Origin of the sequence: Enterococcus sp. 3H8_DIV0648 (genome assembly GCF_002140655.1) — a bacterium.
In the GTDB taxonomy this organism is placed as follows: Bacteria; Bacillota; Bacilli; order Lactobacillales; family Enterococcaceae; genus Enterococcus_A; species Enterococcus_A hulanensis.
This window is the reverse complement of sequence record NZ_NGLG01000002.1, coordinates 705222-725661: the sequence shown is the minus strand read 5'-3', so window position 1 is coordinate 725661 and position 20440 is coordinate 705222. Positions and strand designations below refer to the sequence as shown.

Genomic DNA, 20440 nt, shown 5'->3' with positions numbered 1-20440 from the left:
ATGGATGTAACGAATGAGGGAAAACAAGTATCGATGCGTGCGAGAGTTCAAGCCTTTGGCGGATTCTTAACTAATATGGTGTTGCCGAACATTGGTGCGTTTATTGCGTGGGGGATTGCGACGGCATTATTCATTCCAACTGGCTGGTTTCCAAATGAATCACTGAATGAGTTAGTCGGACCAACAGTCAGTTACTTATTGCCATTATTGTTAGCTTATACTGGCGGACGCATGATCGGCGGACAACGGGGAGCCGTTTTAGGAACGATCGGAACTATTGGGTTGATCATTGGTGCAGATATCCCGATGTTCATGGGTGCCATGATCATGGGACCGCTAGGCGGCTGGGTCATGAAAAAAACGGATAACTTTTTAGACGGAAAGATTCCTGCTGGTTTTGAGATGGTGGTCAATAATTTTTCAATCGGCATTATCGGTTTCGTCTTAATGTGCTTGTCTTATTTAATTGTTGGACCAACGATCCAATCAGCGAATCAATTGGTGACAAATGCGATTGAAGCATTAGTTTCGACGGGGTTCTTACCTTTGCTTTCTTTGGTCAATGAACCGGCGAAAGTCCTGTTCTTAAATAATGTGATTGACCAAGGTGTGTATTATCCGCTAGGGATGCAGCAAACGCTAGAAGCCGGCAAATCAATTTACTTCATGGTAGCTTCAAACCCTGGACCTGGTTTAGGTTTACTATTAGCGTATTCTTTCTTTGGAAAAAAAGCAGCCAAACGGACGGCGCCAGGTGCCATCATTATCCACTTCTTTGGCGGTATTCACGAAATGTATTTCCCTTACGTATTGATGAAACCGATTACGATTTTGTCGATGATCGCAGGGGGAATGGCGGGAACGCTGACCTTCCAATTACTTAATGTCGGTTTAGTTGCGGGACCAAGTCCTGGTTCGATCTTTTCATACTTAGCCTTGACTCCTCGCGGAAATTTCTTTGGTGTGATTGCAGGTGTAGTGATCGCAACTGCCGTTTCATTTTTAGTGACGGCCGTGATTTTGAAAGCAGATAAGACTGTGGATGACGATGACAGCTTTGAAGAATCTGTACAAAAGTCAAAATCCATGAAATCAGAAGGAAAAGAGTTATTGAATAAGGACAGTGGACAGGCAGTTAATACCGTGGCGGCCAACTTAAACAAAGTTTCATTCGCTTGCGATGCTGGAATGGGCAGCAGTGCAATGGGTGCTACGACCTTCAAGAAAAAATTACAAAAAGCAGGCATTACTGATATTGAAGTTAAAAATTATCGAATCGAAGATGTACCGAAGGACAGCGATATGGTCGTCGTTCATCAAGACTTAGAAGAACGAACCCGCAATGCTCATCCGAAAATGAAAATCGTTACACTGAAAAATTATTTACAAGATCCAGCGATCGATGAATTAGTGAATGAGATCGTTGAGGCGAAAACAAAAGAGTAAATTTGACACCGGTGAAAAGCTCACCGGTGTTTTTGTCTGAAAAATTAACAATTGGATTTCGTTGACGTGAAAATTTGTAGGACGTATCATGAAGTGAGTATGATTAACTAGGAGGCTGACATGAAAAAATTTAAGAAAATGGTGGCGATCGAGCCGACCAAACTATTACCTGAGTGGGATGAGAAGCTGAAAGAGTTGGCGGAGGAAACAATCTTTTATGACGATATTCCAACCGATTCATCAGTAATCATTGACCGGATCGGGGATGCCGATTGTGTGATGTTAAGTTTTACGAGCTTTATTGATAAGGAAGTATTGGATGCGTGTCCGAACATTCGTTACATTGGTATCTGTGCCAGCTTGTATGCGCCGGAAAATGCGAATGTAGACATTCTTCACGCGGAGAAAAAAGGGATTGTCGTGACTGGCGTGCGAGATTACGGCGATGAAGGTGTAAAAGAATATGCTATCAGTGAATTGGTTCGCCTGCTGCAAGGGCGCGGACCGGCGATGTGGAAGGATGAACCGATGGAATTGACCGATGTCAAAGTCGGTATCGTTGGCATGGGAACGGTCGGCAGTCTATTGGCTCGGACGATGAATTTTTTCGGGATGGATGTCAATTACTACAGCCGGACCCGCAAACCTGAGATTGAAAAAGAATTAGACATGGACTATTTATCTTTGGATGAACTGTTAAGCAAGGTGGATATTCTGATTACTTGCCTGAATAAAAATGTCGTTTTGCTAGATGAAGCGGCGTTCCAAACATTTGGCAACGGAAAAATATTGATGAATGTATCGATCGCACCATCTCATGAATTATCCGCGCTAAAAAATTGGCTGGCTCAGCCGGGCAATTATGCCTTCAGTGACACGGAAGCAGGTTTAGGCGAAGAAGTGCTTGGCTTGCCAAATGTTTTCGCCGGTAAAACCAATGCAGGACTGACTTCGATGGCAAAAGTGCGTTTGGCACAAAAAGTCATCGGAAATATTGCGGATTTTCAAAAGAACAACTAGTTTGATTGATCCAAGCGTGATTGCTTGGGTCTTTTTTAAAGCATACAAAAAGGGTCCGCTTTTACAAGCGAAGCCCTTTTTTTCGTGATTGGATAAAATTTCCGAGAATAAAAATCAAAATACCTAGCCAAATAAAGGCGAAGGCGATGAATTGCGGCAAAGCATAAGGTTCGTGGAATAAAAAGATCGCCATTGCCAGCATGATGGTGGGATTGACATATTGTAAAAAACCGATCGTGATGTAGGACAATTTTTTCACCGCGGTCGCAAACAATAGTAACGGAATCGCGGTGACGATCCCGGCACCCATCAGCAACAAATTGGTGTTCAATGAATAATTCATAAAGCCTACCGGTGAAAGGAAAAACAAATAAATCAACGCCAATGGCGCAATGATCAGCGTTTCCAAGGTAATGCTGGTCGCGGCACTTAGCTGCAGCTGCTTTTTAGTTAGACCGTACAAACAGAAACTAGCAGCCAAAAAAAGTGAGTTAAACGGAAAAACACCCGTTTGAATCGTTAATAAGAGCACGCCTGTCAATGCACACAAACTGGCGAGTTTTGCTTGCCTAGATAACGGTTCTTTTAAATAAATAGCACCAGCCAGCACATTCAATAAAGGGTTGATGTAATACCCCAGACTAGCCTGTTGAACCTGCCCAATCGACACTGTGTAAATATAAATCCCCCAGTTTAATGAAACAAAAATTGCCGCGGCAATGATTGCCAGTGTGTTGCGTCTGCTTTTTAAAAGCTCTTTGACCTCTCGAATAAACGTCGGGATCTTTCGTAAGACGACCAAATAAATCGTCATAAAAATCAGCGACCAAATAATTCGGTAAAATAAAATATCCACCGATCCGACATTGCCTAATAATTTCCAATAAAGCGGCAGGATGCCCCAAATAATATACGCGCCAAACCCATAAACCAACCCAGAATCTTTTTTCATTGGAACCTCCTTGAATGAACAGTGTCTCATCATTTTAACATAAACGATTCGGTGATTTTTCAGAAAAAATAATTTTGACGAAGCTCTGAGCAAAATCTGCGTAAAAAAATAGAGACGAAAACGTCTCTATTAATTTTCTTAAAATGAGTATGCAATCAATGAGATGCCAGCCATCATAAAATAGAAGCCTACTAAAAAAGCAAGTGTCAATGCTGAAGTTAGCGGATTGAACAGCAGCATGAAGCCTAAGATCACTCCGATAACATTAATGACGACATGAAACCAGTAATAGCCTGTACTTTCGATTCGGTAGATACCCGCCGTCATCAATCCCACGATGGAATCAAATAAGAACCAGACAGCAAACACAAACGGCAACGCTACTAAACCAGCAGAGATATTAAATAAGAAGAAAATACCAACCAATAAATCAAAGATACCCAGCACGATCAAGAGGGTTGATTTTTGATTTGTAAATTCATGAATTTTTCGTCTGAAGAATAATTCGAAGATTCCTTTTAGGATTGCTGAAATAGCAAATACATAAACAATGGCAAGTAAACTACTTTGCGGATCTCTGAATGATACTAAAGAAACCAGAATAAAGATGATGCCCATTAAAAAATAAGGCAAACTGAAATTTGATCTTCTTTCCATATTTTTCACCTCCCTTAAAAAAGGGTATCACTTACTGAAAAAATATGAAAAGAAAACGATCGCTGATGAAAACAGTTCTCATTTTTCATAATCAGGGTCAATCATGGTGATTTTGAGCTTCTTTTATCGCTTTAAATGCATTGATACCAAATGAGATCAGGAAAAAGAAGCTCGCCCATTTAAGTATCGTTCCAGTTTGAAAGGCGAAGAAAAGTGAGACAAAAAAATAGGCAATAGCTAAATAGAAATACCTATTATTGAAATGTTTCATGTTCATTAGGACCACCTCTTTACTTCTTTAGAGGAGTATATTCTTTTTAACCGTTCAGCGTCAAAAGGGAAGCACTGGAAAATAAAGAGCCCTGCACAAGATATGCAATCTCATACAGGGAAAAGTGTTAATTAGATATTAAACAGACCACTCCATAAGCAATTCAAGCTCATTTGTTTCGTGATACAGTTCTTCTTTTTGAATTTTGAAGCCATGCTTGAGGTAAAAGCGGATGGCAGTTTCATTTTTTTGATAGACATTCAATGTTAGCTTCGAGTAGCCGGATTTCACCTCATTGAGTAAGTGAGTCCCGATCCCTAACGATTGAAATTCTTTCAAAATAAAAATTCCTGCGATGTAATTGTCGATCATTCCGAGGAATCCCACAATTACATCATTATGATAATAGGCATAGATTTTCGCATTTGGAAGGGCAGCCTTAACAACAGAATAATTTTTATGCCAATAGCTTTTATCAATGAAAGCATGAGCGTCTAAGTTGCTCGTTAGCCAGATTTCAGTGATAGCTTCCAAATCAGTGTTACTGATGTTTTCAATTAGTTTAATCATCGTTGGCTCCTATTGTGTTTAGTCGTTGGATTTGAAAAAGGGTTCATCGGCATCCGAATAATAATCAGGGTTCAATTTATCATCCTGTTGGGTACCAAATAGTGAGACGAGCATGGGGCTGAATCCTAGAAGTCCCAGCAGAATCGCGAGTGGTATATAGAAACGTTTCTTTTCTAGGCGAGATTGCTTTTTTGTCATTTCTAAACTCCTCTTTTTAAATTATTTGAATAATAAATAAGAAAACCACAATTATGATAACGGTAATGAAGACCGCGGTAATCAATGCCCTAACCATTTTATTTTGGAAGGAACGTGACAGGAAAATTCCAATGGTGGAAAGAATGCCCATCGAAACAAAAAGGATGTTACAAAATAATGGATAGTAGTCAAAGGGGATATTTGTGTACATACTAATGAAAGGAAAAAGTATGATTGCGCCGATCATTGACAAAATAATGAAGCCAATAAAACATAAGCTTCGAACTTTTTTATTTTTAATCAGAAGAGCGGCTGCTGTTCCGCCAAAGATACTTATAACTATAGAGAATAGTCCAAATAAAATGATCGGAATGATAATGGCCGTAAGAATCAAAGGAAATAATATCAACATCAAATGAAACATCGAATCGCTCCTTAACAAAAATGATAGATGAGTATATTAACTACTATTATCTGTGAAAAAGTAAAAGGATACAAGTCGTCAGGAAGTTTTTTGATGGCGAACAGTCAAATCAAGGAGCAACACCTTATTGAGTGTTGAATCGTATTCGGGCCCATCTTTATTACATGATCAAATTAAAACGAAATGCCACATAAAAACTCCTCCACCTAAAACAGATGGAGGAGTAGAGACTCTTTAAGGAAATATTATCCGATCTTCGTTGTTCCGCTGCCGATATGCGCTACATAAAAGTCTGGGGCATAGCCGACAACTTTCATGTATTCGTCATAGACATTGTTTTTGAAGGCAGGAATATTTTCTTCTTTGACTAAAGCGATAGCACAGCCGCCAAAACCGGCACCAGTCATGCGGGCACCAAGGACACCTGCTTGGGCTTGTGCAGCATCGACTAAGGTGTCCAGTTCGATCCCGGTTACTTCATAATCGTAGCGCAGAGAATGGTGAGAAGCATTCAGCAGTTTTCCGAAGGCTTCCAGATTGCCTTTTTCTAATTCGGCTTTGGCATCTAGCGTTCGCTGATTTTCAGTAACCGCGTGGCGAGCACGACGGATCAGGGTATCGTCATCGATCAAGGTGATATTTGCTTCAAAGGTGGCTTCATCAAGATCGCCTAGTGACTGGATGTCTAATTGTTTTTGCAGACGAGCGAGAGCTTCTTCACATTCGCTGCGGCGTTCATTGTATTTAGAATCGGCTAGTTCGCGGCGTTTATTGGTATTCATAATAACTATTGCGTAACCGTCCAATTTGACTGGCACCATTTCATACTTTAAGGTATTGGTGTCTAGCAGGATCGCTTGATCAACATCACCGAACCCAATCGCGAATTGATCCATGATTCCTGAGTTTACACCGATAAATTCATTTTCGACTTTTTTTCCTGTTTTTACTAACTCAAGCCGATCTGTCTTCAGGCTGAACAAGTCCTCTAAGACAACGCCCACCAATAATTCTAGTGAGGCACTGCTGGAAAGTCCGGCACCATTGGGAATCGTTCCTTCGACTAATAATTCAAAGCCGTGATCGATCGTGTGACCGGCTTCTTTTAATTTTAAGACCATGCCTTTTGCATAGTTGGCCCAGTTGTCTTTTTTGTCGTAATCCAGCTGATCGACATCAAACTCAATTACACCAATGTCTTCAAAGTTTGTTGAATAAACCAATACTTTTTTGTCTTCACGAGGAGCAGCGACTCCATAAGTTCCATAGGTGATGGAAGCAGGAAAGACATGGCCGCCATTGTAGTCAGTGTGTTCACCGATCAAATTAATCCGGCCAGGAGAAAAATATTGGGTCGTTTCCTTTGGTCCAAAAATTTCAGCAAATTTGGTGTTTAGTTCCCGTTTAATTTCCATGTTCATCCGCTTCTTTCAAAGTTATTTTGTATTCGGTTATTGTTTCGAAGGTTTCATTTGCAGGTAATGTAATGGAGCCAAATTCTGGATATTGTTCTGCACCGGGAGCGATTTGGGTTTCAAAAGTAATGCCGCCATGATGGGCTAGTTTTTCTCCCCGCATAGTTGGCCCATCCTCGCCAAAGTTTGCGGTGAAGATCACCACGCTGGATGAATCCGTGGAGACGGTCAGTTCGATTTTTCCATCGGGACTAGTCAGTTTGGCTGCAGGTTTCTGTAAATTGCTCTCGTTTAAGAAGAAGGGATGATCCAGACCGTTGCATTGATTTTTTTGTTCAAAGTCACTGGTGAATACATCTGCCATTGGCTTTTCGGTTTGGAAGTCAAAAGCCGTCCCTGCCGAATTTGTTATTTCGCCAGTCGGGATCGTATCTGGTCTAAGAGAAGCAAAAGCCGAACTATTTAACCAAAGTTTATGTTCGTCGATTGATTGGGTAATGTCGCCGATCAAATTAAAGTAGACATGATTGGTTGGATTGAACAGCGTTGTTTGATCGCTGATCCCTTTTGTCGTTACCCGCCAAACATTTTCTTGAGTAAGGGTGTGGCGCACTTCAATGTCCAGATTACCTGGGAAGCCATGCTCACCATCAGGACTATTCGTAGTAAAAATGACCGAAGCTTCGTTCTCGCCATTTTCGATCGTGTAGGTCCATTTTTTGGTTTCAAACCCAGGCTTGCCGCCGTGCAGGGAATGTCCCGTTGCTGGATCAATCGATACTTGATAGTCCTTGCCAGCAAGTGTAAAGCGGCCATTTTCGATTCGGCCAGCAGTTCGACCAATTGATGCACCGATAAACGGGTCCTGCTCTAAATAATCATCGGCAGAGTCAAGGCCTAAAACCAATTCCTTGTCACGTCCCAAGCTGACGATCCGCGCCCCTAAATCAGTAACAGACAAATGGAAACCGGATTCATTTTCGATGGTGATTAAGTGATAGTCTGTGTTAAAATCTTTTTCTGTAATTTTCATATAAAAACCTCTCTTTTTGTGTAGTGGAGAATTCCTCGTGTCCCAGTAATTTTATCGATTTATCGACAAAGTGACAAGGACTAGAAGTTTTTTTAAAGATTCCTTGATCCTAATTTAGCAAGAAATCGCTTTCTTTTAAACGTCCTCCTGTGACGACTATTTAACTTTTTGTTGCATTTTTTAGCCTTCAGAAAAAAATGGACCAACAAGTATGCTGGTCCAACTGGCTCTAACTCTATAATTAAATTACCGCCAAAACTTCGTATATTCCGCTTTATCTTCAATATTAAAAGCAATCATGTCCTTGATAAGGTCGTAATCGATCGCTTCATTCCATTTTATCCGAAAGATATTGTTTGTATGTCCGTAGCCATTTTTTTCGATAGCAGGTAAAAACTTTTTGAGACAAGCGACCTCAGGTGAGACGGAAAAGTGGTTTTTAGCGGTACTGAAGCCGATAATAAAAGTATCGTGATGGGTAAACATCGGTTCGTTCCAAGCAATTCGCGTTGCTAGTTCAGGGAAATCCGTTAATATTTGTTGGAAAAGGGTCCGTAATTTAGCTCGATGCTCGTCATTTTCAAGCTGCTTCAAGTAATCCTCAAAATTTTCCATCGTTTTGCTCCTTATCATTTTTTTAAAAGCATGATTCTCATCTAATTGTTTCTTTCTATTATACCAGCAGCTAAATGAAAAAGACCAACAAGTATGTTAGTCACTATTTGAAAAAATGTTTTATCTTCTCTTATTTCGTAAAACCTGCCACAGTTCTTTTAACGACCAGACCGCTAAAACAGACAGACTGATCAATAGCAGTAAGCGAAAAACGCTGCGATAAGTAATATCATAGTCGATATAGGGATTGTTCTTTTGTAATAAAAGGGTGCTGGGGACGATCAGACAGATTAGCAGTGCTTGGATTAATTGCTTTAAACTTTTTTTCAAACGATCCTTCCTCTCCCCTTTTGCAATTATTTTTTGTTTTTAGAGTAGCATGAATAAAATGATGAATGGCCAATTACTCAATAGCTTTGATTTGCGCCAAAAAAATGGGATTGTTAATGCTTCAAAAGAAATATACGGTATAATTTAGAAGGGAAATCAGATGGAGGGAATACGAGATGGAACAGACGATTTTTTTAAAAAAGGAACAGCACCACTTAAAAACCGATCTTCATTTTGATTTTTGCGGGATCTCAAAGACCTTGCCTTTCCATTCTTTCGGTCCGGCGATTCGTCAGAATTATATTTTACATATTATTATGGAAGGAAAAGGAACCTATCAGGTCAAGAATCAGCAATATCATTTGAAAAAAGGGGACCTGTTCTTGATTCGGCCTGGGGATTCGACCTTTTATTTGGCTGATGGGGAAGAGCCGTGGATGTATGGCTGGCTTTCGTTTGGCGGGGCGGCGGCTGATGAGATCATTCGCCGTTCACATTTTAAAGACGATCAATATACGATGGTGTCTTCAGATATTCAAAAGTATGTCGATACGATTTTAGCCTGTCTTCCTTTTACCGAGGAAACATTCGTAAATGAACTGCATTTGAATGAACAAACGTATCATTTTTTAGCGGCTCTTTTAGAGGATGGCGGAAAAGTCCACTTAGGCGAGCAAAAAATTTATTCGCCCCTGACAGTAGATACCGTAGAATATATCGAGGCGCATTATGCCGAGCACTTAACAGTAGAAGGGATTGCGCAGCAGCTTGCTGTTAATCGCAGTCATTTGTCCCGGGTCTTCCGGAATCATATGGACATCAGTATTAGAGATTATCTTTTAGGTGTACGTATTAACCGAGCCGCTTTTTTACTGTCTATGACCGACGAATCCGTCGAAACGATCGCCGAGCAGGTAGGCTTTAACAGTTTAGTTGTTTTTAGCCGAATGTTTAAAAAACTGACGGGAGAAACGGCTACCGCTTATCGCAAGCGGATGAAAAATGAAGATTTCAAAAACGTTTCATTGAATGAATTGAAGAGTCAACTGGAAAAACAAGCGGTAGTAAACCGCGCCACTTAGCCAAGTGAGCGTTTACAAAAAGTGGCAGGTATCCTATACTTAAATTAGTAAGCAGTGAAAATTTTTACACAAAATCTAGGGTATTGATTTTTTTGTGAACACAATCACTTTTGAGGGCGCAAGAAAAACGATAGTCGAGATGAAAATTGAATGGGAGGGAACTATCCATGAAAAAAGCAAGTGAAATGACTGTTGAAGAATTAGGGGCTTATATTGATCAATCGGTGTTAAAACCAGATTTTACGGAGGCTGAAATTCGTCAGTACATTCAAGAGGGGATCGATTATCATTGTGCGACGGTCTGTGTCAATCCATCTTCTTTGGATATCGCAGCGGAGATGACAAAAGATACGGATACCAAGATTTGTGTTGTGTGTGATTTTCCGTTTGGAACAAGTACGACTGCATCTAAGGTGCTGCAGGCAGAGACGTATTGTCAAAGAGAAGATATTTACGAATTGGATATCGTTGCCAATTTCGGCTGGATTCGCAGTGGAAAATATGATGAAGTCACAAAGGAATTACGCGTAATTGTTGAGGCTTGTCATGCACATGGAACCGCCGTGAAGGTGATTTTTGAGACGGATACATTGAATGAAGAGCAAATTCGTCAAGCCTGTGAATGTGCGATTGCGGCGAATGCGGATTTTGTTAAGACCAGTACGGGCTTTATCACGGGCTATGAAGGCAAGGGTGCCACAAATGAAGTCATTCAAATCATGATGGACCAATGCAAAGGCCGAATCAAAATTAAAGGCAGCGGCGGGATTCGGACGCGTGAGCACTTCTTAGAGTTGATCGATATGGGGATCGACCGCATGGGCATCGGCTTCAAATCGACACCAGTCGTTTTAGGATTAGATAAGTAATATGGAAGAAAACTTACTTTTTGAAACACGCGCAGATTTTCGGACGTGGCTCACAGAAAATGCGTCAACTAGCGGCGGTGTCTGGCTTGTATTTGGCAAAACAAAACAGGTCAAGACCTTAAAAGCCGGCGAAGCACTAGAAGAGGCTTTATGCTTTGGCTGGATAGACGGAGTAATGAAAAAGGTCGATGAGCATTCCTACATTAAATACTTTGCTCCACGACGTAAAAACAGCAAATGGTCGGAGAAAAACAAAAAAATCGTGGCGAAGCTGGAAGAACAAGGCCTGATGATAGATTTGGGACGTGAAAAAATCGCTGAAGCGAAGAAAAGTGGACAATGGGAAAACGCCACTCGTCCATCGGCTATTACGGATGAACAGATCGCAGAAGTAGCCGCCCTGTTGAAGGAAAACGCGGAAGCCGCAAAGAATTTTGAAAATATGCCGCCTTCGGTCAAGAAAACCTATACCCGCGCCTACTTTGATGCAAAAACCGATGCCGGCAGAGCCAGCCGATTGGCTTGGATGACGGAGCGTTTAGAGAAAAACTTAAAACCAATGTAAAAAGACGCTGGAATCAGATTAAGATTCCAGCGTTTTTTCGTGCTGAATATAAGTTGCTAATTCTTTTTGGTAAACTTGCCAGTCGGCTTTTCCCGTATTCAGGTATTGCGCTAAAAGATAGCCGATATATGGGCCAGTCGTCAGACCAGAAGAGCCCAAGCCGCTAGCAACCAGCAGCTGTTCATTTAATGAACCAAAAAAAGGTGCAAAATCCGAAGTATAGGCTCGGGTGCCAACACGATAGTGGACAGGTGCCGCCAACAATTTCTCTGGCTCAGCCAAAAAGCTGCGAGCACTGTTCGTCAGCTGCTCAAATGCGGCCGGCGTTTCTTCCAAATCCCAGCCCGCGTCATTTTCGTGGGTCGCACCTAGTAAGATTTTCCCATCCAAAAATGGAATCAAATCTGCTTCGCCATCCAGCATAACCACAGGGAACTCACCGCTAGCTTTAAAGTCTGTTTGGAAAACTAACAGCTGGCCTTTTTGCGGACGCAGATCTACCCGATAGCCTAAAGGAGCCAATAGCTCTTTTAAATGAGGACCAACTGTTAAAATAATCTGATCAAATTCCTCTTCACTTTCACCGAAGCAGACAGTGTGGCCATTTGCCAGTTGAACGCGTTGAGTGATAAAGTGAATTCCTTTTTCTTCGGCCTTTTTTCGCATATGGCGCAGGTAAGCTTTTCCATCTAAACGACCGCCGCCGCTGATTTTAAGCGCAGGCAAGGGTTTTAACAAAGGCAAGGCTCGCTGGGTTTGTTCACCTGAAAGCAGTTCGATCGTGCCGATTTCAGGGGCACTTTTTTTTCGTTCTTCGGCTAAGGTCAAAAGTTCGTCCAATTGTTTTTCAGGACGTAAAAGCAATGTGCCGGATTGCTGATAGATCGCCTGATCTAGCTGGAAATCTTGGATCAGCTTTGGAAAAAAGGCAGCGCCGTCTTTTGCCAGCTGATACCATTGTTTGTTGCGGCGTTTGGAAAGCCAGGGGGAGATGATCCCGGCACTGGCCCTCGTTGCTTGTCCGGTCGGTTCGTCAAACAGTGTGACTTGGTAGTTTTTTTGATCTAAATAATTTGCCAGCGTCATGCCGATGATGCGGCCGCCAATAATAGCGATTTTTTGCATATAGGTTACTTCCTTTTTTTAGTCGCAGGCCCGATCTTTTTTTAACATAGAACGGAACGTGTGTCTGTCTGCTGTTGATTCTGCCATAACAAAAAATATTTTTCAATAAATCTGATATATTTTACTTTACCTGTCGTAGTAATTGTCGTACAATGATTACAACGACAGATGAAGTAATTTCAGGAGGTGGCAAAATGATTTCGAGCGATGGAATTCGCGGGTACAATGATGTCATCATTTTGTCCATACTAAAGGATGGCGATTCCTATGGCTATGCGGTTTCTCAAAAAATACGGGATATGAGTGAAGAAGTCTATATTATTAAAGAAACGACACTTTATTCCGCCTTCAACCGCTTGGAGAAAAATGGTTATATCCATTCTTATCCGGGGGAAGTTACTCATGGAAAGAAACGAACGTACTATCAGATAACCGACAAAGGCCTGACTTTCTTAGAAGAGAAGCGGGATGAATGGAAGCAGACTAAAAGAGTTGTGAACCGATTTATGAAAGAAGGGTAAAAAATGGATACGATCAAAAATTATGTAGAGACATTGTTTCTCGAATTTCCAAATACGAAAGAAGTCCAACGAGCAAAGCAAGAGATTTTGACGATTATGGAAGATCATTATTTGGCATTATTAGATGAAGGAAAAAGCGAGCACGAAGCGATTGGACAGGTGATCAGCGAATTCGGTTCCGTCGATGAGCTGCGGGAGGAATTGGAATTTGCGACTCGTGAAAGAGAACCGGAGAATGGTATCGAAGAAGAAGAGATGTATCAATACTTGAACGAACGAAAAAAAGACACAAAGGGCTTGAGTCTCGGAGTCAGCGGTTGTTTACTGGCGGTAGGAGCACTGATTGGACTAAGTATTCGCGGAGCTGAGATGATGGGCTTGTTACTCTTTTTCGTCATCATAGCGATCAGTGTTGGGATCATCATTTATAATGGGCTGCAATTTTCTAAAAACAATGTGGTATTGAATGATCGTTATATCTCAGTTGATTTGAATAAGGAAGCGCAAAAATTAAAGCAAGGCTATCAAAAAAGCTTTCAGGTTAGTTTAGTGTTTGGGATTTGTTTATGTGTGTTGAGTGTGTCGCCGATTTTCTTTTTCCAAATGTTTACCTACGCGGAATATGGTATTCCGGTCATGTTTTTCTTTTTAGCAATTGGCGTCTTTTTGATCATGTACGGCAGTATCAACTATGGCAGCTTTGATAAATTTATTAAAGAAAAATATTTTATCGCAGATGAGGATAAATTAGGACCAAATGCGATGCAGGCAAAGTATGGTGATTCTGCCCGCACCAAACATTTATTGGAGCGTGTGTACTGGCCAACTATCGTGTTGATTTATTTCGGCTGGTCATATTTGACTCATTCATGGGGCTTTAGCTGGATGATCTTTGTAATGGCAGGGATTTTCTACAGTGTATTGGAGGCAATTTTCGTAAAAAAGTAGCATAGAGTTAGAGGATAAAAGACGATTTAAGCATTCGATTGAATGCTTGGATCGTCTTTTTTGTACTTCATTTTTCTCACCGAAACTTTATAAGCAAATGATTGACAAAAATCCAGAATCAACTTAAACTAAAAGCGAACATACGTTTGTGTTCGGGGAGGTGGTTTTGATGAACGTTTATGAAGGAGAGCCGGTCAGAGATGTTTTTTGTATGGATTCCAAAAGTTTTTATGCCAGTGTGGAATGTATCGAGCATGATTTGGATCCGTTGAAGGACTTATTAGTCGTCATGAGTGGTGATCGTGAGAATGCAGGCTTGGTTTTAGCGGCTAGTCCAATGGCGAAAAAAGAGCTGGGCATCAGTAATGTCAGCCGCGGCTTTGAAATTCCCAATCATCCAGATTTGCATATCGTGCCGCCGCGGATGACCTTGTACATTCAATACCACATGCGGATTCAGGAGATTTTTCGTTCATATATGGCGGAAGAGGACATTCATACATATAGTATCGATGAACAATTTGGGGACTTGACCCACAGCTGGAAATTATTCGGCAATAGTTCGGCGGAAGTCGGCAAGATGATTCAAAAAGAAATTATTGAAAAAATCGGCATTTATACATCATTAGGGATGGGGGACAATCCCTTATTAGCGAAAATAGCGATGGACAACGAAGCCAAAAGAAAGAAATCTCTTTTTGCGCAATGGCATTATCAGGATGTTTCAGCGAAAATTTGGCCGCTGCGCTTGAGTGATTTTTGTGGAATCGGCAATCGGATGGAGCGCCGTTATCAAATGATGGGCTTGAAAACGATGGGGGACTTGGCCCATACTGATCCCTTTGTTTTGAAAAATCATTTTGGTGTGATGGGGATGCAGCATTACATGCACGCCTGGGGAATCGATCGTTCGATTCTTTCCCAAAAGGACTTGTATCCTACGAAGGAGAAATCGATTGGCAATTCGCAGGTCTTACCGAAAAATTACGCTCATAAGGCGGATATCCTAACGGTAATCGCTGAAATCTGCGAGCAGGTCGCCCAACGCCTGCGTAAGGCGGATGTTTTAGGCGGAACGCTGCACCTAGGGATTGCTTATGCTTATTTTGGCAGCGGGAAACGCGGCGGTTTTCATCATCAGCTGAAGATTCCGCCCACTCATCAAGCGCGAGAGCTGACTCGGGTAGCTTTTGCGTTGTTTGAGAAGTATTGGGATAATTCCGAAGTGCGGAACATTTCGATTACGGTTTCTTCGCTGCGCGCTGCCGGAAGTTTACAATTAAACCTTTTTGAGGACCCGCAGCAAACGATCAAAGAAGAAAAAATCGATGAAGTGATTGCTCAAATTCGCAGCCGTTATAAATTTACTTCGATCGTTCGCGCACATTCGCTGAATGAAGGCGCGACAGCGATCAAAAGAGCGGGTTTGGTTGGCGGCCATGCTGGCGGAATGGAAGGGATGGATTAGTTATGATCTATGACGATGAAAGTGCAGAGCAGCTTTTTATGGAGGCCAAGCAAACCTATCAAGACCGCGGAATGATGAAGTGGATCGGATTTTACTTGTCGGATCATACCGCGGTGCTAAGTAAAGAATCAAAGGAACGAAATCGCATCAATGTTGGAAAAGAACAAATGAGCTTAGAGGAAATCGGGGAAACATTGCAGCAGGCGTATCTGAAAAATAAGCGAATCGCCATTCAACTGGAAACATTAGATAATGAAGGAAACTATCCAGACGATCTAGTGGGGAAAATCAGTGGTCAAAGAGAGGAGCAGATTTATTTGGATGAAGAAGACCGGGGGACGCTCCACCTGACCATCGAACAGATCCACCATGTCGAAATATTAGGACCAAAGAAAATCCTGACGGAAAAAATCACGAAGTAGCAGCAATAACTTTTACGAATATAAAATGAAAAGCCACGGCGAGATCGCCATGGCTTTTTTTAAGCTGCTTAAAATAGTTTAAATTCATTTAATGGCCAGAAACGCAGGATCACTTTTCCTTGGATCAAGGATTTGTCAACGAAGCCGAAAATCCGGCTGTCTTTAGAGATCAAACGATTATCACCTAAAACAAAATACTGATTTTTCGGAACAGTCACATCAAATTCAGTAGTAAAGCTAGTCGCGTTGGCTGCTTGTTCCTGAAAGGCTTTGTTGTAGGAATATTCCTCGAATAGTTTATCCTTTTTGAATTTTTCCTTGAATTCATCAAGGTAGGGCTCATCGTATTCTTTTCCGTTGATCGTTAAGACATTATTTTTCATTACTACGTGATCTCCTGGCAGACCGATGATGCGTTTTACGACATAGATATTTTGATTATCCGGTTCTTTGGTAGTGATGATGTCTTGTCGGCCTAGGTTTGATATTTTGGACGTGATCAAACGCTGCTTATCGTGAAGCGTCGGGTCCATTGAATGGCCTTCGACTTTTACTGGAGAGAAAACAAACATGCGAGCAAGAATAATTAATACTATGATTATGACTACTGGAAGCCATTCTTTTATTTTATTGTTCATAGGGTCACCTCATTGCTAGAGTTTACCATTCTTCAAAATAAAAAGCACATTTGAACCTCTCTTTTCAAGAAAAGTCGTTTTGGACTAGAGAATTCTTAGGATGTATGGGAAACTTAGAACATCAATTGAAAGAAAACAGGAGTAGAATTATGATTAAAAATTATCCAGCATTACCGATTTTACCGAAAAATTTTACCGACGATTTTTACTTAGAAGATGAGGCGGTTGTTGAAGATGTTCATGGGATCGAATTCGACTACAGCTATTTGACCTGTGAGAATCTGGTGCTACGCCGTTCGATTTTGGAAAAAATCACGATGCAGCGCACGAAGCTGATTCGCTTTGAAGCCAGTAACGTGGTTTTTAAAAATTGCGATTTTTCCAACCTTGAATGGATCGGCGGCAGCTTCCATCAGATTGTCTTCGAAAATTGCAAGCTGACAGGCTGCAACTTTGCGGAGAGCTATTTGCGGGATTGTCAATTTAAGGATTGCCTGATTAATTTTGGTTCGTTTAGTGCGACGAATTTGAAAAATGTCGCGTTTGAGAATTGCCAAATGGCCGACAGTGAATTTTTTGAAGTCACTTGGAAGCATTTGTTTTTGACGAATAATGAGTTGGACAATAGTAACTGGATGCGGACGAAGCTGGCCGGTTTGGATTTTACGGGCAATCAATTTGGCAAGATTGCTTTTTCGATGGAGCAGTTGAAGGGCTTGAAGGTTGATTCTTATCAGGCGCTGATTATTGCGGCTGGGTTAGGCCTGCAAATTGTGGAGGGCTAAATGAAGTTAAAGCGAAAAATGATTCAGGGAGTTCCCGTTTTGTGCTGGGGTGAAGCGAGTAAAAAAGTAATTCTAGCGTTTCATGGGGATCAATCCCATAAAGAAGATACTGTGATCCAGCTTTTAGCCGAAGATGCCACGAAAAAGGGCTATCAGGTCTGGAGCTTTGATTTGCCGGAGCATGGGGAACGTCAAGGGCAGCCGGATACCTTGAATCCGCAAAATGTCGTGGCGGATGCCAATAAGCTTTTTGTTGAATTAGAGCAGCAGGCGGAGAGCATCTCATTGTTCGGTTGCAGTATTGGAGCGTACTTTGGCATGTTAGCCTGTCAAAACAAGGAGATCGATCAAAGCTTCTTCTTGTCGCCGATCGTCGATATGCGGGAATTGATTGAAAATATGCTGCGGTGGTCGCAGCTGACACCAGAGGATTTGCGGCGAGAAAAGCGAATCGAGACACCGTTCAAAACATTGGAGTGGGATTATTATGCCTACGTGGTCGAACATCCGATCAAATGGCAGGTTCCAACCAAAATCTTGTATGGCGGAAAAGATAATTTGACCTCAAGAGCGACCATCGAGGCATTCTCAGCGGCTGATAATAGATCACTGACGCTTTTTGAAGCAGGGGAGCACTTTTTTCATACACCCGAACAGCTTAAAGTCTATCAAGAATGGTTGGACAGGAATCTATAAAAAAGCATCCTAGTAAATTTAACTAGGATGCTTCAGTAAGCAAATCAGGTTTTGTTCTCAAATATCGAGAATGAAGCCTGATTTTTTATTGTTTTGCTTTTTTGTGGCTGAAAAGCAGCAGGCCAATTGCAAAGATCAGAACGCTAATGCCTGCAAGTAGATAACTCGATGTTTTCGCCTCGCCGGTTTTTGGTAATAATTTCGCAGATGTGTTTCTTGCTATGACTGTTTGGCGATTATAGCTGTTGGATGATTCGGCAGGTGCAACCTTCCCGCTATTTTTACTTGAGTCAGAGCTTTTATCTGTTGGCTGACTGCTGGAAACAGTGTCCGTTGTGGTTGTATCCGATGAAGACGAGTCACTTGTATCGGTTGTTGGCTTCATTTCTGGTTGATAAACGTAGACGACTGTTTGGGCTTGATCACTAAAGGTTCCTTTAGCATTTTTCGGCAGTTGTTTATCATCCAAAATGTATCCTTTAATCGCGGGTTGATACTCTTTGCCCGATACATCAAAGGCGGCACCTAGTTCGCCTTTCACGATGTTTTTCTCGTGGATTTCTTTTCCAGTCGGGTCCACGTAGGTCACGGTTACAGGCTTTGCTTCTTTTTTATCAATAACGGTCACTGTTGCTTTGGCTGTGGCGTGATCACCTGTCCAGATTCTATTAGGGACGCGATCATAGGAATAAGTGACTTCATATTTTCCAACTTTAGCCGTATCAACGCTTCCGTTGATCTGAACATCATTGATCGTGATTGGACGCTCATAAGGATCTGTTCCGCCGTCAAAGTTATCCTCAGCTTTCCAATTTTCTCCGACATAAATCGTAGAATCATGAGCATTCAAAAGGGCTAAGTTTCGTTTGTAAACATATGTCACTGTAAGTGGATCAGCGGTTAGGCTGCCCGTTGCATTTTGCGGCAATTGAGTTTCATCTAAGGTGTAACCTGAAATGGTCGGCAGATAATTTTCTGCTGTTGTGTCATAAGCATCTCCGACATTTCCTTCGATCGTCTGATTTTCGTGAATTCCGTCACCGTCTTCATCGACGTATTTAATCGTCAAACCCGGAGAAGCAACGGTGTGTTGAATATTGAACTGATGCAGGTACGTTCCCGCTGAAATAGCATAAAACGAAAATCTCTCAGGCTGATTGTACGAGCCTGCCGGATTGTTCAGGCGAGCATTATATTTAAAGGTTTGCAGCTGATCGAACTTTTCTTGAGTGACTCCAGAAACGGTAATGCCTTTTTCTGTTATTGTTAAGCGACTGCTATCCAACTGGATACCGTTGAAATCAAAATAGGTTTGATTTGCACTATTTGAAGTAGTAAAAGGCGGTACATAGCCATCATAGTTGGTCATTCGATTTGGCATGATCGAAAAGGGAATGTAGATGGTTTGTTTGTCGGCATCATAGTTCAACTCTTTGGCATTGATAGCTGTTGCAGGATCATTTCGTCCAGTGTTTTGACCAAAGGCTGCCAATTGTGTTAGAGCAGGCATTTGATTAATCGGTTTAAAATCGGTAATGCCGCAAAATTGGACACGCAATTCATTTAATTTTGTCAAAACTGTTAAAGGTTCAATGGTTGTGATATTCATATTAGATTCGAAGCTCAATGATTCCAAATTAGACATTTTTTTGATCTTGTCATAAACGTTGTTCGTGACGCTGCTTCCAGAAAGGTTCAAGCGAATGATTTCGGTACCAAAATCTGGAACATTGGCGTCATTGACATTTGTCCCCATCAGATAAACATGTTTCAAATTAGGCAAGGCAGCCAAGACAGAAAAATCACTGATTTGGCTGTTTGAGTTCATGTAGAAAGAGTCCAGGTTTGTTGCTAGTTCCAATCCTTTCAAGCTAGCGACGGCACTATCTGTACTTTGGATATAGAGGCTGGTTAGTCGCAGCATGTCTTCTTGAGTCAGAGTATCTTTGGTTTTCCCAACTGCTTTAGCGACAAGTTGCTGCAAGACAGGATCAGGCAGCCAACTTTCTATTGTCGTTGCCCGTGACTCTGGCATGTTTGAGGTTGAGCTTGTTGTTACTTGTGAATTTGCTGCTGAAATTTCAGTTGAGCTAGTACTGCTGTTTGAGGTAGTTGACGCTGTTTCTATTGCTGATGAGCTTGTGCTGCTTATTGAACTAGTAGAAGGAAGCGTTTCAGAGTCGTTTTCACTGATTTCAGCTGTACTCTGAAGGGGAATGCTCAGGGCAGAACCTAATATCATCGAACTGGCAGTTAATATATATATAAGTTTCTTCATTTATGCAACTCCTTTATAAATGTTTTATAATAGATAAATAATAGCGTTTGTTTTATAAATAAATTGCTCAAGTTTTATCTTATAATCTTTGTTATTTGAACAGTTTACGATC

The 20440-nt window shown here is 41.4% G+C and carries 22 protein-coding genes; 11 read left to right on the top strand and 11 right to left on the bottom strand.

The annotated features are described in order from the left end of the window. Complete coding sequence (locus A5875_RS19650; protein WP_088935261.1) at positions 1-1446, top strand: PTS mannitol transporter subunit IICB; 1446 nt, start codon at positions 1-3, stop codon at positions 1444-1446. 120 nt (positions 1447-1566) lie between these two features. Further along, positions 1567-2466, top strand: a complete 900-nt coding sequence (locus A5875_RS19645) for an NAD(P)-dependent oxidoreductase (RefSeq protein ID WP_088935260.1) — start codon at positions 1567-1569, stop codon at positions 2464-2466. Positions 2467-2527: 61 nt separating this feature from the next. Here A5875_RS19645 and rarD read toward each other — a convergent pair whose 3' ends face one another. From rarD to A5875_RS19595, 8 genes are all read right to left on the bottom strand, one after another. After that, positions 2528-3418: an EamA family transporter RarD gene (rarD, locus tag A5875_RS19640; RefSeq protein WP_088935259.1), complete on the bottom strand. Its 891-nt coding sequence runs from the start codon at positions 3416-3418 to the stop codon at positions 2528-2530. Between the two features lie 138 nt (positions 3419-3556). Continuing rightward, positions 3557-4075 carry an HdeD family acid-resistance protein gene (locus A5875_RS19635; protein WP_088935258.1) on the bottom strand — a complete coding sequence of 173 codons (519 nt, stop codon included), beginning with the start codon at positions 4073-4075 and terminating at the stop codon, positions 3557-3559. A gap of 409 nt (positions 4076-4484) precedes the next feature. Further along, positions 4485-4916, bottom strand: a complete 432-nt coding sequence (locus A5875_RS19625) for a GNAT family N-acetyltransferase (RefSeq protein WP_088935256.1) — start codon at positions 4914-4916, stop codon at positions 4485-4487. 18 nt (positions 4917-4934) lie between these two features. Beyond that, complete coding sequence (locus tag A5875_RS19620) at positions 4935-5114, bottom strand: hypothetical protein (protein WP_088935255.1); 180 nt, start codon at positions 5112-5114, stop codon at positions 4935-4937. 669 nt (positions 5115-5783) lie between these two features. Continuing rightward, positions 5784-6953 carry a galactokinase gene (locus tag A5875_RS19610; protein ID WP_088935253.1) on the bottom strand — a complete coding sequence of 390 codons (1170 nt, stop codon included), beginning with the start codon at positions 6951-6953 and terminating at the stop codon, positions 5784-5786. Continuing rightward, on the bottom strand, positions 6943-7986 hold the full coding sequence (locus A5875_RS19605; RefSeq protein WP_088935252.1) for an aldose epimerase family protein: 1044 nt from the start codon (positions 7984-7986) through the stop codon (positions 6943-6945). The genes A5875_RS19610 and A5875_RS19605 overlap by 11 nt, the downstream gene beginning before the upstream one ends. 246 nt (positions 7987-8232) lie before the next feature. Continuing rightward, the gene (locus tag A5875_RS19600) at positions 8233-8601 is read right to left on the bottom strand and encodes an iron chaperone (protein ID WP_088935251.1); all 369 of its coding nucleotides are present in this window, start codon (positions 8599-8601) and stop codon (positions 8233-8235) included. A gap of 120 nt (positions 8602-8721) precedes the next feature. Beyond that, positions 8722-8931: a hypothetical protein gene (locus tag A5875_RS19595; protein WP_088935250.1), complete on the bottom strand. Its 210-nt coding sequence runs from the start codon at positions 8929-8931 to the stop codon at positions 8722-8724. A gap of 176 nt (positions 8932-9107) precedes the next feature. On the opposite strand from A5875_RS19595, the gene A5875_RS19590 reads away from it, so the two are divergent. The 3 genes from A5875_RS19590 (at position 9108) to A5875_RS19580 (ending at position 11447) form a co-directional block, all read left to right on the top strand. Beyond that, entirely contained in the window at positions 9108-10013 is a 906-nt protein-coding gene (locus A5875_RS19590; protein WP_088935249.1) for an AraC family transcriptional regulator, read from the top strand. A gap of 167 nt (positions 10014-10180) precedes the next feature. Continuing rightward, on the top strand, positions 10181-10882 hold the full coding sequence (deoC, locus tag A5875_RS19585) for a deoxyribose-phosphate aldolase (protein ID WP_088935248.1): 702 nt from the start codon (positions 10181-10183) through the stop codon (positions 10880-10882). Between the two features lies 1 nt (position 10883). Beyond that, complete coding sequence (locus A5875_RS19580; protein WP_088935247.1) at positions 10884-11447, top strand: YdeI/OmpD-associated family protein; 564 nt, start codon at positions 10884-10886, stop codon at positions 11445-11447. 18 nt (positions 11448-11465) lie between these two features. Here the strand turns inward: A5875_RS19580 and A5875_RS19575 are convergent, their stop codons facing one another. After that, on the bottom strand, positions 11466-12572 hold the full coding sequence (locus A5875_RS19575) for an NAD(P)/FAD-dependent oxidoreductase (RefSeq protein WP_088935246.1): 1107 nt from the start codon (positions 12570-12572) through the stop codon (positions 11466-11468). A 194-nt stretch (positions 12573-12766) separates the two neighbouring features. Between A5875_RS19575 and A5875_RS19570 the strand changes: the two genes are divergently transcribed. The 4 genes from A5875_RS19570 (at position 12767) to A5875_RS19555 (ending at position 15931) form a co-directional block, all read left to right on the top strand. Further along, complete coding sequence (locus tag A5875_RS19570; RefSeq protein ID WP_088935245.1) at positions 12767-13093, top strand: PadR family transcriptional regulator; 327 nt, start codon at positions 12767-12769, stop codon at positions 13091-13093. A gap of 3 nt (positions 13094-13096) precedes the next feature. Continuing rightward, positions 13097-14041 (top strand): permease prefix domain 1-containing protein, encoded by a 945-nt coding sequence (locus A5875_RS19565; protein ID WP_088935244.1) that lies wholly within the window; start codon positions 13097-13099, stop codon positions 14039-14041. A gap of 169 nt (positions 14042-14210) precedes the next feature. Further along, positions 14211-15509 (top strand): Y-family DNA polymerase, encoded by a 1299-nt coding sequence (locus A5875_RS19560; protein ID WP_088935243.1) that lies wholly within the window; start codon positions 14211-14213, stop codon positions 15507-15509. Between the two features lie 2 nt (positions 15510-15511). Further along, positions 15512-15931, top strand: coding sequence for a hypothetical protein (locus A5875_RS19555; RefSeq protein WP_088935242.1), 420 nt, complete (start codon positions 15512-15514; stop codon positions 15929-15931). A gap of 68 nt (positions 15932-15999) precedes the next feature. Here A5875_RS19555 and lepB read toward each other — a convergent pair whose 3' ends face one another. Beyond that, complete coding sequence (lepB, locus tag A5875_RS19550; protein WP_088935241.1) at positions 16000-16569, bottom strand: signal peptidase I; 570 nt, start codon at positions 16567-16569, stop codon at positions 16000-16002. A 149-nt stretch (positions 16570-16718) separates the two neighbouring features. On the opposite strand from lepB, the gene A5875_RS19545 reads away from it, so the two are divergent. Together A5875_RS19545 and A5875_RS19540 are read left to right on the top strand one after the other, a co-directional pair. Further along, complete coding sequence (locus tag A5875_RS19545; protein WP_088935240.1) at positions 16719-17354, top strand: pentapeptide repeat-containing protein; 636 nt, start codon at positions 16719-16721, stop codon at positions 17352-17354. After that, positions 17355-18050 (top strand): alpha/beta hydrolase, encoded by a 696-nt coding sequence (locus A5875_RS19540; protein WP_088935239.1) that lies wholly within the window; start codon positions 17355-17357, stop codon positions 18048-18050. 85 nt (positions 18051-18135) lie between these two features. Here A5875_RS19540 and A5875_RS19535 read toward each other — a convergent pair whose 3' ends face one another. Further along, positions 18136-20328, bottom strand: coding sequence for a MucBP domain-containing protein (locus A5875_RS19535; protein WP_088935238.1), 2193 nt, complete (start codon positions 20326-20328; stop codon positions 18136-18138). Positions 20329-20440: the final 112 nt, after the last annotated feature.